This is a genomic window from Chloroflexota bacterium, assembly GCA_014360905.1.
In the GTDB taxonomy this organism is placed as follows: domain Bacteria; phylum Chloroflexota; class Anaerolineae; order UBA2200; family UBA2200; genus JACIWX01.
This window is the reverse complement of sequence record JACIWW010000004.1, coordinates 36,685-51,814: the sequence shown is the minus strand read 5'-3', so window position 1 is coordinate 51,814 and position 15,130 is coordinate 36,685. Positions and strand designations below refer to the sequence as shown.

Sequence of the window (15,130 nt, the reverse complement as noted above, 5' to 3'; positions counted from 1 at the left end):
GAAAAATCATTTGATTGCATCTGGAAGGGATACGATTGTGCGCTATCTCATTCTATCCGACATTCACAGCAATTTGGCTGCTTTTGAGGCAGTTTTGGCTGATGCGGGTCAGTTTGACAAAGTATGGTGTTTGGGTGATGTGATTGGCTATGGGCCGCAGCCCAACGAGTGCATTGAGCGGCTGAGGGAGTTACCTCACATTTGTGTAGCTGGCAACCATGACTGGGCATCGATCAATAGGCTCGATATCTCCTCCTTCAATCCCGATGCGCGCCAGGCATGCCTTTGGACGGGAGAACAGCTCACGCCGAGCAATCGGGAATTCATTGAGAGCTTGCCAGAGAGGCTGGTTGAGGATGACTTTACCATTGTCCATGGCAGCCCGCGCCATCCCATTTGGGAATACATCTCGCACCAATTTGTGGCAGCAGCGAATTTTGCTCACTTTGACACCACGTACTGCCTGTTTGGACACACGCATGTGCCTGTTGTCTATGCTTTCACTGGCTCGCCGCGAAACTGCGATGCGTTTCTTCTGATGCCGGGTGAGCCTACACCCCTTGGGGAGGAGCGTTTGTTGATCAACCCGGGTGGAGTAGGGCAGCCCCGGGATGGCGATCCGCGCGCCAGTTATATGATCTTCGATAAGGAAGCGAAGACCATTGAATTAAGGAAGGTAGACTATCCTATCGAAGAAACACAACGTTTGATGGCTGCCCTGCGTTTGCCACCGCGCTTGGCCACCCGCCTGTCATTTGGCTGGTGACTAATGGTATGGAACTTTGCCTTCATCGTCTACGTCTTGAGGGTGTCGGCACATTGCAATGCCAGACAGGAGGATAGGGTTATGAAGATTAGTAAGGTATTATGTGGGGTTTGTATCTCATCTTTAGCGCTGCTTATTACAGCTTGTGCTCCTAGAAGCAGCCCAATTGTCCCTACTTCTGCACCGGCTCTCTATTCCACCAGTGCAGAAGGCGGAAAAGGTGCAGGTGCGGTACCCAGCTCAGTGGGGGTCAGCGAAGAGCGGATGATCGTGCGCACAGCAGAGTTATCCCTGGTAGTCAAAGACACAGAGGAAAGCGTAGCCCAGATCAAGAGCATTGTCAGTACGCTGGGCGGCTATGTTGTGGATGTGAGACTGTGGCGCGATCAGGATCAACTGCGTGGTTCCATCACTGTACGTGTTCCCGCTGAGACGTTAGATGAAGCCTTGGGACGCTTCAAGGCTCTTGCTGTAAAGGTGGAGCGCGAGAGTGGTAGCAGCCGGGATGTGACCGAGGAATACACTGACCTGAGTGCCCAACTACGCAACCTGGAGGCAACGGAGCAGGAACTGCTCGAACTACTGCGCACAGTTCGCGAGAAGACGGGCAAGGCAGAGGATATTCTGGCAGTATATCGCGAGTTGACACAGATACGGGGTCAGATTGAGCAACTTAAGGGACGTATGCAGTATCTGGAAAGAACTTCTGCTATGTCGGCAGTAACTATCGAATTGATCCCTGATGTGCTGGCCAGACCTATTGCTGGCACTGGTTGGCGGCCTTCTGAAACGGTGGTCGGAGCGCTACGTACTCTGGTGCAGACGCTACGCTTCCTGGTAGATGCCGCCATTTGGGTGGTTTTGTACATTTTGCCTGTGGCAATCCTGGTATCGCTGCCCTTCGTTGCGCTCTGGTCGTTCTGGCGACGGAAAAAGGGAAAAGTCCCTGCAGGGAGCAGCAAGGATTCAATACCCTAAGTAAATCGCTCTAGCAAGAACTTTTTGGCCCGATCCAGACTGCGCAATGTGGTTGTTTTAATTTCAATCCCTAATTCCTCAGCCACTGGTTGGAGCAGTTGGCTAAGCAGCAGCGAACGCACTTTGATCCGTCTTGGTACAACCATAGCCTGGGCAAGTTGATAGACCAGTGTGAATGGGATCACCCCCACATCGCTTCCAGCCCTCGTTCTGGAATGAGCAATTCGCTGCCTAAGATCATGCCGCTGTTGCTGTCAACTAACAATAGCATGTAAGGGAAGAAAGGGCGTTCCCCTTTCTCTCCTATGGGAGTTGGCATCATGAGGAGATCCACCTCGAGCAAGAGTTGGCTCTGCGATAGTTGCTTCAGTTTTCCCAGCAGGTCAAGGTCCATAATGAGTGAAATAGGTGTGGGCTTAGGCGGCAGTACCGCCAGTACCTGTCCTTCCCACATCAGTTCGCCATGTTCCTCCCGTGGTACGCGCACCAATTAGCTTTCCTCATCTTCGGTATCCAATAAGACTGTATAGCCCTTCTGGGCCAAGGTAGACGGCGATAGCCAGGTGCTTTCCCAATGCTCCCATCACGCTAGCAAAAACCCAACTTCCCCGTTTCTGGGTCCTGCACGCCAAAGATATCCGTCTCCTCCATCCACTGCCAAGGTGCGATTTCCTTCACATGTCCCGCTGCTTGAATAGAGCTTGCTCCACTCAGCGAGCGTAGGTTCTGGTTCAGTCATTTTGTCCCCCTATCGTTTCTGTGATCTAGGCCTTTTGATCTATCGTTCCTCCCTGGCATATGGCTGCATCAGCGCTGCAGGGGCACCAACGCGCCGGCGCATCACTTCACCCGTGCTGAGCATCAGCACCAGGATGGTGAAAATAAAGGGCAGCATATTCAGCAGATTGGGCGAGATGCCCAGAGGCTGCAAGCGATACTGCAGGACGCGCACGCCACCGAAGAGGTAAGCTCCCAACATGGCGCGTGCTGGGTCCCACATGGCAAAGATGGTCAAAGCGATTACGATCCAGCCAGCCCCAGCGGTCATGCCCTCGATCCAGGCAGTGGTGTAGACTACGGAGAGGTAAGCCCCGCCAAGCCCCGCCATCAGGCCGCCAAAGAACACTGCCAGGTAGCGCACCAGGAAAACATTAACGCCTAAAGCATCAGCGGTAGCTGGGCTTTCGCCTACCGAGCGCAGGGTAATGCCCCAACGAGTTTTGTACATGGTAAACCACAGAACAAATGCCAGGATGATCGCCAGGTACACCATGGGATCATAGCGAAAGAACAGCGGGCCAATGATAGGCAGATCACTCAAGCCCGACATAGATAATGGAGACAAGCGCACACGCGGTGGCATGCCGATGAACCGTTTGCCAACCAGCCCACTCAGGCCCTGTCCTAACATGGTCAAAGCCAGGCCAGAGACGACCTGGTTGACGCGCAGAGTGATGCTGGCAAAGGCATGCACCAATGCCAGTAGGCTTCCGGCTAGCGCTGCTGCAGCCAGACCAAACCAGATATTGCCAGTAGTGTGCGTCACACCAAAGGCGGTCACTGCTCCTACAATCATCATTCCTTCCACGCCTAGGTTCAGCACCCCAGAGCGTTCGGCAGTGACCTCACCAAGGGTGCCATAGAGGAGTGGTGTTCCAGCAGGGATTGCAGCTTTCAGTACCAGTAGGATGAAGTCAATCACCTTTGTCGCCTCCAGTCCAGGCGGATCCTATAGCGTGTGAAGAGATCACTCCCCAGCACAAAGAGCAGAATCACGCCGTTGAAGATATAGATAGTTGCTACTGGCAGTCCCATTGCCACCTGGATGGCATCGCCACCTACCAGCAGCCCACCGAGCAGAAAAGAGGTCACGACAACTGCCAATGGATTGAGGCGGGCCAGCCAGGTAACAATGATAGCAGTGAAGCCATAGCCGGGGGAAATGCCCTGTGGGTACCGCAGCCGATAGTGGATACCCGCAACCTCGCCTACGCCAGCCAATCCGGCCAATCCTCCACTGAGTAGCATGACCAGGAGGACAGTAGTGAGATAATTCATGCCAGCATAGCGTGCTGCATCGGGGTTCTCGCCAGTAACGCGGATCTCAAATCCCCACTTAGTGCGCTGGATAAGTACGTATATCAGCCCGGCTAAAATTAGTGCCAAGATAAGGGTTGGGTAATGGATGCGTGTAGTAAACAAACGCGGAAGTTGAGCCGATGGCGAGAATTTGTCTGTATAAGGGAATCCCATTTCTTTGGCTCCCTTCCACGGGCCATATACCAGATAATTCACTAGGTCGCTGGCAATATACACCATCATCAGGCTGCTAAGCGTTTCATCAACTCGAAAACGGACCTTGAGTAGAGCGGGGACCAATGCCCAGAGCGCCCCTCCTATGAAGCCAACCAAGAACATAGCAGGACGCAGAGCCCAGGATGGCCAATTGGGTCGAGCCAAGGCCAGGCCAGTCGCGCATATTGCCCCCACGAGCAGTTGCCCTTCTGCACCAATGTTGTATACCCGCGCGCGGAAGGCTGTGCTCAACCCAACGCCGCACAGCATGAGCGGGATGGCTTTGACGATGGTCTCAGAAAGTCCATAGAGACTGCCAAAGGCGCCACGAAAGATGCGCTGATAGGCAATAATCGGGTTGACACCCAGGATGCGGAAAAGCCCTGCAATTACCACAAACGCCAGAAATAGGGAGGTAGCGAGGGTGAGGAATTCTAACCAAGGTGAAACGCTTAGGCGTTTTTCAATGCGGAAGTGTGGCCAATCGCTCATATTGCCTCCGGCACAGGTATCCTCTGTATGCCAGCCATCATTGCGCCGATTGTCCCTAAATCTGCCTGATGTGCGGGCAAGATGCCCATGATCTCGCCTTCGAACATCACAGCAATGCGGTCGCTGAGTTGTAGGATTTCCTCTAGGTCCTCGGAGACCAGCAGCACTGCTGTTCCTTGGTCGCGTTGTTTCAAAATGAGCTGTCGAATGTACTCTGTGGCTCCCACGTCCAAGCCACTGGTGGGATGCGCTGCGATGAGCAAAGTGGGGGACTGGCATGTCTCGCGGGCGAGAATCACGCGTTGGATGTTGCCACCAGAAAGCAGTTTGACTGGCGTTGTGGGACTTGGAGTCGTTACAGAGTACTGATGAATCAAGCGGCTTGCATGGCTATTGATGGCCGCGTAGTCGAGAAATGCTCCCTGTCTGAACTGCTTCTGTTCGTAGCTCTTCAGGACAAGATTCTCCGCCACACTCAGACCGGGGGCTAACCCAATCATGCGTTCACCAGGGACATAACAGACTCCGCACCCGATCAAGGCACGTGGCGGCTGATTGGTTACATCCCGACCTTTGAGAAATACGTGCCCCCGTTGGCTGGGTCGCAACCCAACCAGTGCTTCGACCAATTCGCGCTGACCGTTACCAGCTACTCCAGCAATGCCCAGGATTTCGCCAGCCGCAACAATAAGAGAGACACCCTTCACAGCCGGCAACCCTCTGTCATTTAACACATGCAAGTCCTCTACGCGAAGTACTACCTCACCCACTGGAGCCGGTTTTTTCTCCAGACGAAAGATAACCTCCCGCCCAACCATGAGCCGCGCTAAGCTCGGCTTGTCCGTGCGCGTTGTTTCCAGTGTAGCCACTACCTTTCCCTGGCGCAGCACCGTTACTCGCTCGCTGATAGCAAAAACCTCATCGAGCTTGTGCGTGATAAAAATGATGGTATGTCCCTCGGCAGCCATGCGGTGGATGATGCTCAGCAGTTCATCGATTTCACCCGGGGTCAGCATCGATGTGGGTTCGTCCAGGATCAGGATATCGGCTCCACGGTAGAGGGCTTTGATGATCTCAACGCGTTGTTGTTCTCCTGCTGATAGCTGCCAGATACGTGCATTGGGGTCTACGCTCAGGCCGTATTTTTTGGAGAAATCCTCCAATTTTTGTCGCGCGGCTCGTTCAGGAAAGAGAAAGTTACCTGGTAGCCCCAGCACCACATTTTCGGCCACAGTGTGGTTAGCTACCAACCGATACTGCTGATGTACCATCCCGATGCCCAAACGGATTGCATCACGCGGTGAGCGGATGTGCACCCGGTGTCCTTTCACATAGATCTCACCCTCATCCGCTTGGTAAATCCCGTACAAAATGTTCATCAAGGTAGTTTTGCCAGCACCATTTTCGCCCAACAAGGCATGAATTTCGCCGGCACGCACCTCCAAAGAGATATGGTCGTTTGCCAGCACACCGGGGAAGCGTTTGACAATGCCATGCATAGCTACTGCGATACGCGTTCCTGATGAATGGGGCACGTGAGGTCTCCTTGCACATAAGAATGGGGCAGGGGACACATGTTGGTGTCCCCTGCTTCGTCTTTCAGTTGTTTTGTGGCGATGATCGGTTAGCGCGGGATGGTGCCAATGTTCCCTTGCACGAACCAGTCAATGCTCAGCAATTCGCCAATGGAGAGCCGCTGGCCTGCCTTGACGCGTTCCACGCCAGCCTGGTCCTTGATAGGACCGCTGAAGGGATCGAAGAGCATGGCCGGATCTTTCATCTGCTCCATGCGTTTCATGACCAAATCATACACGGTGAGCTGGCCAAGGAAAGGATCGGTGACTTTCACTGCTTTGAGCGCATCCACGAACTTGGGGTTAATGGGGTGTTCGAAGGAGCCACCGAGCTTTACCGCATTTTCGCGTAGTAACCACCAGTAGTCCACGTTCTCCAGGTTCTGGTTGTTGTAGATGCCCAGGTAAACCTTGGTCAATATGTCTTCATAGATAATGCCCCAGTCCACAAGCTGGCCACTGACACAGGAATCAGGACCGAACTCTTCCATAGGGCTATAGTGGCTGAAGGTGTAAACTGGCTGGCCCTTCTGCGTGTACTCTTGGCCTACCTGAAGCACGGTTGGCGAGTCTTCGGTGAAGGCCAGCGTATCGCAGCCTGCAGCGATGAGAGCCTCAGCCGCTTCGCGGGCCTTGGCGGGATCGTACCAGGAAAACAGCCAACGCACATCTACCGTGGCCTTTGGATTAACCTCGCGAACGCCTAGGGTGAAGGCGTTGATATGCCGCACCACCTCGGGGATTGGATGGGCGCCTACATAGCCAACCTTGCCGGTCTTGGTTAATGCGCCAGCCATCAGGCCGTTCAGATAATAAATCTGGTAGAAATCGGCCATGTAAGTGCCCAAGTTGGGTGCGCGCTTGAAACCGGAGCAGTGGAAGAAGATTTTGTCTGGGTATTTCAGTGCCGCTGCTAGAGTTCCATCCATGAAACCAAAGCTGGTGGTGAAGACCACATCGCATTTCTCTTCCACAATGAAGCGATCCAGGAAGCGCTCAACATCTGCCTCGGGCACTGCTTCGGCATAGACCGTTTCCAGCCATGGAAATTTGTTTTGCACGTAGAGGCGGCCTTGGTTGTGGGCATGGGTCCAGCCATAGTCACCGATAGGCCCAACGTAGATGAAGCCAACCTTGAGTTTCTTCTCCGGGGCCGGGGCTATACGGGTGACTTCTACAAGACGTGTGACTTCTTTCACCGGTGCTGGCGCTGCAGGCGTTGGCGTGGCCGTGGGAGCACACGCGGACAGCAATATTGTCGCCAGTAATAAGAATGTGGTAATTATCCAAAGTCTCTTATTTCTCAACACAGCTCCCCTCCTTTTAGTTTTCAATATAATCGAAGCACAACTTTATCACGGAAAAACTCAGATCAGATACTTAAAGTAGATCACCCCCTTTCCTTAAGATCAATCAACCCAGATTTTGAATCTTTGCGAGTGAGCCAGGTCGAGTACAGAACAAATCAATTCGGCTATGCAAAGCCAGCGCAGATGCAGTCCAAAGTCAGTTATCCTAGGATTCGGTCTTCTTTTGCTGCTCCATCTCATGGTAGATCTTGAACCAGGATGACAATTCTGCTTTCCTTTGTTCTTTTTCCTGGCGCTTGCGCTCCTCCTCATACGCTTCGATGCGGCGGAATATTTCCCGTTGTACTTCCGCAGGACGATGGACACCAGCGAAAGTAAATGTGCCGCCAGGTCCCGCTGTCTGGATCAAGACATCCCCATAATCCAAGAGAGCGGCCAGAGGCCCTGGTTTCTTCAGCGAAACGTTTTGGATCATGTCCAGCGAGGCTTCTTTGCGTACTTCGTCGAAGAAGAGAGGCTTTTTCACGATGTCAACAATCGAGCGTTTGGTGACGATATACTCGTCGTTTCTCCAATCTTCCCACTCCCACCACAACCAGAAAACAGATGTTATCCAAAGCACCAGGGCAGCGAGCAAGATAGGAAAACGATACTGACCAAGCCCACCGGAAAGACTAATGATGGTGATGGAGATAGTGATCAGGACGAAAGCGGGCAGGGCCAGATAAATTCGTTTCAGCAGGAAAATCCAATGCTTGCGCCACGTAAATCGATCTGCTTGTTCGTAACGAACTCTCAGCAAAGGTCGTGAGGGCGCAATACGTACCAGAAAGCTGCGTTTCTTGAGTGGCTCCTGTGGGGGCAAGGGAGGAATAGGCAATTCCTCTTCCACTTTATCCTTTTGGATTTGGTGAGCGAGTTCTTGGCGGATTTTTTCGTGTTCTTCTTGTTTTTGTCTTGATTTGAGATAACCAATCTGTTTGAAAATGACCTGCTTCATGCTTTCCGGGTCAGGCAGGTAGTCTAGTACGATTGACCCCCCCTTTGCACCGGCGGTCTGGATTTCCATGGTGCCATAATCGAGGAACTTGCCTATGAACCCGCGTTTGATGTTAATGTTTTGAATTTTGGTCAGCGGGGCCTCGTCGCGAGTCTCGAAACGGAGGATGACCTGTTCCCGGTGAAGGATCCTCTTCGTTGTCACTAGATAAAAATCGTTTCGCCAATCTATGAAGTACCAAAGCACGAGAATCGCGATAATACCTGCTGCGGGTAGAGTGATAAAAGGCATCCGCGTGATCGCGTTCAGCCCATTCAGACTAGCCACCCCTATACCAAAGACGAACAGAATGAGGATAGGCAACAGCATACTACGCACCAGTACGATCCAGTGCCTTCTACGAAGGAGCAGCCAGGGCTCATCCTTGTCCTGCAAAGGTATGGAACGCAGGCGCAAGCGCTCGCGAATCAAACGCGGGAGGATCAGTTGTCTTTGAATATGGGGATGCTCCATCAACAGTTGGTCAAAATCCTGCTTTCGGATACACAATACTTCGAGGGGCGCAGTAGCTTGGACGCATGAGCCATAAGCGTCTCCCAAAAAGAGAGCGTCCACACCGAAGGAGTCACCTTCGCGTAGATATCCCACTGGCCTCTCTACACCCTGCAGGTCCGTTTGGCGTAGGATAGCCTCACCGGAGTCAATGACATACAATGTCTCACCGAATTCGTCCTGTCGGCAGAGAATACTGCCTTTGGGATAGTAGCGTCTGGTCGCTATCTTAGCCACCAACGCCAGGTCTGTTGGCGAGAGAGCGGCAAAGAGAGGCACAGATTTCAGGCGCGACCGCGTATCCATGCGACCCATTCCTTTGCAGATGCTGCTTGTATTGTATCATAGATTTCAACAGTGAGCAAAGGGACAGTCTCCTTACAAGGGCAGCGCGAGTGTTGCCGTGAACAAAAAAGAAAAAGGCCCACGCTTGCGTCTGGGCGTAGGCCTAGCGACTTTGCTACCTCACTAGTGGGCAAGATAGGACTCGAACCTACGGCCTCCACGATGTCAACGTGGCGCTCTGACCAACTGAGCTACTTGCCCTTAGCTATATTATACCCGAAAAATTGATTTTGGCAAATCGCAGATGCTTCTGGAATATGCTTAGGTATTATGTTTTATCCATATTTTTAAAGGAAACGGTTTTTCTTTTGTTATGTATATCAAGATTCTACGGTAATTCCAAGCACTTTCTAAAGGGCTCTTCCTTCTTGAATGGCCCCACTATAGCCAGGTTTAGTTTCTCAGTGGTGAACAATCTCCGTGCTACTTGCTGCACGTCAGCAGCGGTGACCGCATCTATTTGCGCGATGACTTGATCTACGGTCAGAACTGCTTGATCCAATGCTTCTTGGTGCCCTATCCATTCCGCGTTGGCGAAGGTGTCTTCCATGCGCAGTAGGAGACGTCCTTTGGAGAATTCCTTAGCCTTTTCCAGCTCTTCCTCTGGTACTTCTTTGGTGCGCAATAGATCGAGCTGTTCCATCATTGCGCTGACTACTTCCGCCGCTTTGTGAGGAGGGACGCCGGCATAGAGAATAATTGCTCCAGTATCGCGCAGGTAATTCGTGTAGGACCCCACGCTGTAAGCCAGGCCACGTTTCTCGCGAATTTCGAGAAAGAGCCTTGAACTCATGCCCTCTCCGAGGATGGTATTTAGCACACGCAGCTTGAAGCGATCCGGGTCGCCAAGGGCAAAACCGCGCAATCCTACGCATAAGTGTGCCTGCTCCGTCTTTTTGAACTCAATCTGCAGATTTGGGCCAATGGGTTCGTCTGTTACGGGCAGAAAAGAGGGCTTTGTCTTCTCATCCCATTGCGCTAGGTAGGTGGTGAGTTGTTCGATGACGGATTCATGCTCTAGGTTGCCGGCCAGGCTAATCACAGTATTGCGTGCAGTGTAATTTCGCGCGATATAATCCAGCATATCTTGTCGAGTGATGCCGGATACTGATTCCTTGGTTCCGGCGGTTTCCCAGCCCACGGGATGGTTAGGCCAAATCAATCCTGCAATTAGGACATGCACCCAGGTCTCAGGCATATCCATCATACGGTTGATCTCTTGGAGGATGACCTGGCGTTCCTTTTCCACTTCTTCGGGGTCGAATTTTGAGTGCTGAAACATATCCAGCAACACATCTAGGGCAATGGATAAATGATGATGCGCGACTTTGGCCCAGTAAACAGTTAATTCATTGTCTGTGCCTGCGTTCATCACTCCGCCCAGGCTTTCGATGGCTTCGGCGATTTGCTGGGCTGTGGGGCGGCGCTCAGTACCTTTGAACATCATATGTTCGATGAAGTGGGAAATGCCCCGTTCCTCTTCACATTCGTAGCGCGAGCCAACACCAGCAAAGATAGCAACACTGACTGACCGAGTATGGGGCATAGGCGTGGTCAGTATGCGCAGGCCGTTGTCCAAAGTAGTTTTGTAATACATCTTCATTCCCTTGTTGAGTAGAATTGTTGCGCAATGCTAGGGGGTTATTGCCCTCTCAGCTCTGCCAGGAGAGATTCCGCTATAGTACGCAAATCTGCTTCGCTGCTAACAGATAAGAACTTTTCTAACGCTCGAATAGCCTCTTGGTTGTTGCCCTGTAATTTATAAGCATTGCCCAGGCCGAAGTAGGCTCGTGTGAGATTGGGATTGAGGCGTAGTGCCTCTTGAAATTCCGCTATCCCTGCGTCGAATTGGAACTGTTGTACATAGGCAGCGCCTAGATTGTAATGGATGTCTGCATCTTCGGGTTTTAAGCTGATTGCCTTCTTGAACTCGGCTGCGGCTTTCTCAAACTGGCCTAATTCATAGTAGGCGGCACCCAAGTTGGAGCGTGCATCCACGTTTTCCGGATCTAATTCCAGCGTCTTTTGGAATTCTTTGGTTGCGTCCTCCAGCTTGCCCTGTTGGAAGTAAGCGTTTCCGAGGTGAAAATGCCCTTCTACAGAACTGGGGTCTATGCGGATTGCTGACTGTAATTCCGCTATGGCTTCGTTGAACTTGCCTTGCTCTAGGTATCGCCGTCCTTGCGCCACATGTGTGGCCGCATCGCCTTGTGTTGTAGGGGACGCTACTTCGGTACCTTTGCGCGAAAGGTGGGCTATCAATGCCGTGCTCGCGATCACGAGGACAAGCGCAGCCAGGAGGATAACTATCCTGCGGCTGGGGGTTTTCGCGACCTGTTCTGTGAGAGGAGGCTTCTTTATAACCTCTGCAATCGTGGTCCCTGGGGCAGCCATTGTACGTGATTTCTGCGCGGCAGTTTTCTTCATCATCGCGCGCTGTTGGTCATATGCTGCCCTCTTGACAGGGTCACGAAGCGTCTCATATGCGATATTGATCTTTTTCATGCGTTCCGTTGCATCCGCAGCCTTGTAGGTGTCGGGATGATACTTTTGCGCGAGTCGTCTGTAGGCTGCCTCTATGACCTCCTGTTCTGCATCTGGGTCTACTTGCAGGATTCGGTAGTAATTCGCTATTCTGGCCACTTGTTCTCTCCCGCCAATATCGCTTCCAAAGTCAGTTATTTCATCCTTTATGGTTGAGTACCACTATTTGCGTTTCCGATGGCAGGTTGCTTTTGTCAATTTCCAAGGTTTCTAGAGAACTTGGCTCGGGCAAGCCCATCTCGCTGAGGAATTTGCTCACCGGGTCCAGTTTTGCCTTAACCATCTTGGTCTTGTAATGCATGGGTATGACGATCTTTGGCTCCAATAAACCGATCATTTCTGCAGCCTGGTTTGCATTGATCGTCGTCACTCCGCCCACTGGGATCAACAAGATATCCACATCGCTAAGTGCTTGTAGCTGGGTCTGCGATGGGATGTGGTCCAAAACACCAAGGTGGCACACGGTAAGGCCATCGAAATCGAACAGATAGATGGTATTCCTTAAGCGCTCTGGGCCCTTGCTTTTTTTCAGGCCAGTTGCGATGCCAGTAACAAATACTCCTTTGACCTCGTATTCACCCGGGCCGTTAATGACTTTGGCATCACCTTGGATCAAGGCGCAGTTGCTGTAATCTGGGTGATCGTGGCTAATCGTTATCATGTCTGCGCGGAGTCGCGGTATCGTGTAGCCAACCTCTTTGCTACATGGGTCGGTAACGGCGCAGGCGCTTCGTGTTTTCAATCTAAAGCAAGACTGGCCATACCAGATAATTTCCATAACAGCCTCCATGGACAGTATAGTGGACTACCTTGGCTCTCCCATGCTGTCTAGATCGTCTGCGTTTGATAGTCCTACGCGAAATATCTTTGATCCCTGCGTGTCTAGCGCATTGCTCCGTGATCTTCGTCAATCCAATGGCTGCGTTAGGCAACAGGCAATTTTTCTTTGATCTTTCTGGCTGCAGCGAGCAACTTTTCATCAGCATCGAAGATGGCGATGTTTTGCATATCTGCTTCAATGGCCTTCTCACTAAAGGGCAAAAAGCCCAGTACCTCATCGCCGGGCAGGCGCTCTAAGATGAATGCCTGATCCTGTTCGCTGCGTATTTTATTGCCCACTACGTATACCTTGTGGATGCCAATGTCAGCCGCCAGTTGCCTGACAGCCTGGGCAGTCTGCAGGCTGCGCTGCCCGGGCTCCACGACCACGATAAAAGCATCCACGGCACCTGCTGTGCCTCTCCCCAGGTGCTCTAGGCCAGCTTCCATATCCAGGATAACTACTTCGGATCGTCCAACAAATAGATGACGCACGAGGTTTTTGAGCAATGCGCTCTCTGGACAAATACAACCGGCACCCCCTCGCTGCACAGTACCCAACACCAATAGTTTGATCCCGCGGTGGGTGGCCGAGAAGCGGTCTGGGATGTCATCCACCTTGGGATTCAGGGAGAAGAAGCCACCAATCTGTCCAGATCGCGCACCTGTGCGTTCTTCGATGAGGTCTCCCATCTGGGCAATGGGCGTAATCTGCTGGGCAACATCCTTTGGTATACCAAGAGCAGAAGCCAGATTGGCATCAGGGTCTGCGTCTATGGCCAGGACTTTGTTGCCCTCGCTGGCATAGATGTAAGCAAGCAATGCGGCTAGCGTAGTTTTCCCCACGCCACCTTTGCCTGTGATCGCAAGCTTGGGCATATTTCTTCTCCTTATTCTATTGGAACGAGGTACTGTATCTTAGCCCTTGCTCTTTGTTCTGCCAGCCACTGCAGAAACTTCTTTTGTTGCCAGGTGGCTAACATCTCGTCAGGGACTTGGCGTGCAGGGTCTTTTTCCACTACCTCAACAATGTGGTAGCCAAAGCTCGTTTTCACAATGCCAGTCTGCCCAGGGTTTAGCCCAAAAGCCACCGCTTCGATCTCGGTGGGCATGACACCCCGTGGGAAAAAGCCCAGGTCTCCACCGATTTCTTTGGTGCTGGTATCCTGCGAGTATTGTTTGGCTAGAGCGGCAAAACTTTCACCAGCACGCAGCTTAAGAAACACATCCAGCGCTTCTGCTTCGCTTAGCAGCAGAATATGGCGGGCATGTACCTGTTCCACGATAGGCGACTGAGAGCCAACCACATGTTCCTGAAAAGCGGCACTCAGCAATTGCTGCCGTAACTGAACTTTGAAGCTATCGCGGGTCATCCCGTTTTCTTTGAGCCATTCCTCGAATTTGGCCACGTCATTGCCAATCAAACGCGCAATTTCAGCTTCTACCTGTTCGTCAGAGATGGAGATGCCTTCACGCGCCGCGGCTTGCTCGATCAAGGCTTGATCAATCAGTGCATCCAGTATCTGGTGACGGAGCTGAAGCAACAAAGCTGCCTTTTCCTCCTCCGTTTGGGAACCCGCACTTTGCTGGCTAAGGGCATTGATTGCCATAGCAATCTGCGCTTCGTATTCCTGCAAGGGGATCAGTTGCTCGTTGACGATGGCTGCTGCAGCGATAGCCAGGACGGGCGTATCCGTTGGTTGCGCAGGGGCACTCGATACCGGCGTAGCCATCTGCCCCTGGGCTTGCGTCGGCGTTGCTGCAGCCATGGGCGTATTGGCAGGCGGGTAGGAAGGGCTGGTTGGCGCCGGCAAAGTAGGAGTTGCCTCTTTTGCACAGGCTGCTGAAAAGATAAGCAGTAATGTAGCAATTAAGGCACGATATTTTAAGGTGGTATCTTTCATCTTTTCCCTCGTTGTGAAGATGTTTGGTTATGGAACACGGATAGGACGTTTGGTATTATACCCGGAAATGGCAAACGCGCAAGCGCAGTCTGATTTTGACCATGTAGAAAGGGTTGGTATGCAAATTTGACTTTTTGAGACATTTTGCTATGATATTAGGCGCGATTAGCACTCTAGGTGTTTGAGTGCTAATTTTAAAATCAAAAACTGGTAATGGGAGGTTGCAGAGATGGTGGAAAGCTTCAAAGACATCAAGCCTTTAGCCGATCGTGTGCTCGTAGAGCCAATCGAGAAGGAAGAAACCACTCCAAGCGGCATCGTCCTGCCCGAAACGGCGAAAGAAAAGCCGCAGGAGGGGGTTGTCCTGGCCGTTGGCCCTGGCCGTTTGCTCGATAATGGCGAGCGAGCGCCAATGGAAGTTAAGGTCGACGACAGGGTAATCTACGCGAAATATGCGGGCACCGAGATCAAGCGGAACGACAAAAAGTACCTTATTCTGAGCGAGAAAGACATACTCGCTGTACTGAAATAACTTGGATCAATTACATCAC

At 52.1% G+C, this 15,130-nt stretch carries 15 protein-coding genes and 1 tRNA gene; 3 read left to right on the top strand and 13 right to left on the bottom strand.

The features are described from left to right. The first annotated feature begins 37 nt into the window (after positions 1 to 37). Positions 38 to 766: a metallophosphoesterase family protein gene (locus H5T67_02810; GenBank protein MBC7244250.1), complete on the top strand. Its 729-nt coding sequence runs from the start codon at positions 38 to 40 to the stop codon at positions 764 to 766. Positions 767 to 847: 81 nt separating this feature from the next. Next, positions 848 to 1,744, top strand: a complete 897-nt coding sequence (locus H5T67_02805) for a DUF4349 domain-containing protein (protein MBC7244249.1) — start codon at positions 848 to 850, stop codon at positions 1,742 to 1,744. Here the strand turns inward: H5T67_02805 and H5T67_02800 are convergent. The 13 genes from H5T67_02800 to H5T67_02740 all read right to left on the bottom strand — a co-directional run bounded on the left by H5T67_02800 (position 1,741) and on the right by H5T67_02740 (position 14,579). Then, positions 1,741 to 1,929: a hypothetical protein gene (locus H5T67_02800; protein MBC7244248.1), complete on the bottom strand. Its 189-nt coding sequence runs from the start codon at positions 1,927 to 1,929 to the stop codon at positions 1,741 to 1,743. The genes H5T67_02805 and H5T67_02800 overlap by 4 nt on opposite strands. Next, positions 1,926 to 2,231 (bottom strand): hypothetical protein, encoded by a 306-nt coding sequence (locus H5T67_02795; GenBank protein ID MBC7244247.1) that lies wholly within the window; start codon positions 2,229 to 2,231, stop codon positions 1,926 to 1,928. Before H5T67_02795 ends, H5T67_02800 begins: the two co-directional genes overlap by 4 nt. A gap of 291 nt (positions 2,232 to 2,522) precedes the next feature. Next, positions 2,523 to 3,434, bottom strand: coding sequence for an ABC transporter permease (locus tag H5T67_02790; protein MBC7244246.1), 912 nt, complete (start codon positions 3,432 to 3,434; stop codon positions 2,523 to 2,525). A gap of 8 nt (positions 3,435 to 3,442) precedes the next feature. After that, positions 3,443 to 4,531, bottom strand: a complete 1,089-nt coding sequence (locus tag H5T67_02785; protein ID MBC7244245.1) for an ABC transporter permease — start codon at positions 4,529 to 4,531, stop codon at positions 3,443 to 3,445. Then, the gene (locus H5T67_02780) at positions 4,528 to 6,030 is read right to left on the bottom strand and encodes an ABC transporter ATP-binding protein (protein MBC7244244.1); all 1,503 of its coding nucleotides are present in this window, start codon (positions 6,028 to 6,030) and stop codon (positions 4,528 to 4,530) included. Before H5T67_02780 ends, H5T67_02785 begins: the two co-directional genes overlap by 4 nt. A gap of 125 nt (positions 6,031 to 6,155) precedes the next feature. Continuing rightward, positions 6,156 to 7,304, bottom strand: coding sequence for a BMP family ABC transporter substrate-binding protein (locus H5T67_02775; GenBank protein MBC7244243.1), 1,149 nt, complete (start codon positions 7,302 to 7,304; stop codon positions 6,156 to 6,158). A gap of 316 nt (positions 7,305 to 7,620) precedes the next feature. Then, a complete protein-coding gene (locus tag H5T67_02770) occupies positions 7,621 to 9,273 on the bottom strand; it encodes a cyclic nucleotide-binding domain-containing protein (protein MBC7244242.1) in 1,653 nt (550 codons plus the stop codon). Positions 9,274 to 9,439: 166 nt separating this feature from the next. Further along, positions 9,440 to 9,513 (bottom strand) — tRNA-Val (locus H5T67_02765). Positions 9,514 to 9,640: 127 nt separating this feature from the next. Continuing rightward, positions 9,641 to 10,909 carry an insulinase family protein gene (locus H5T67_02760; protein MBC7244241.1) on the bottom strand — a complete coding sequence of 423 codons (1,269 nt, stop codon included), beginning with the start codon at positions 10,907 to 10,909 and terminating at the stop codon, positions 9,641 to 9,643. 44 nt (positions 10,910 to 10,953) lie between these two features. Beyond that, entirely contained in the window at positions 10,954 to 11,955 is a 1,002-nt protein-coding gene (locus H5T67_02755; GenBank protein ID MBC7244240.1) for a tetratricopeptide repeat protein, read from the bottom strand. Between the two features lie 40 nt (positions 11,956 to 11,995). Continuing rightward, positions 11,996 to 12,634, bottom strand: coding sequence for an MBL fold metallo-hydrolase (locus tag H5T67_02750; GenBank protein MBC7244239.1), 639 nt, complete (start codon positions 12,632 to 12,634; stop codon positions 11,996 to 11,998). Between the two features lie 146 nt (positions 12,635 to 12,780). Continuing rightward, on the bottom strand, positions 12,781 to 13,554 hold the full coding sequence (locus tag H5T67_02745; GenBank protein MBC7244238.1) for an AAA family ATPase: 774 nt from the start codon (positions 13,552 to 13,554) through the stop codon (positions 12,781 to 12,783). 11 nt (positions 13,555 to 13,565) lie between these two features. Next, on the bottom strand, positions 13,566 to 14,579 hold the full coding sequence (locus H5T67_02740) for a peptidylprolyl isomerase (protein ID MBC7244237.1): 1,014 nt from the start codon (positions 14,577 to 14,579) through the stop codon (positions 13,566 to 13,568). Positions 14,580 to 14,808: 229 nt separating this feature from the next. On the opposite strand from H5T67_02740, the gene groES reads away from it, so the two are divergent. Then, positions 14,809 to 15,111, top strand: a complete 303-nt coding sequence (groES, locus tag H5T67_02735) for a co-chaperone GroES (protein ID MBC7244236.1) — start codon at positions 14,809 to 14,811, stop codon at positions 15,109 to 15,111. Positions 15,112 to 15,130: the final 19 nt, after the last annotated feature.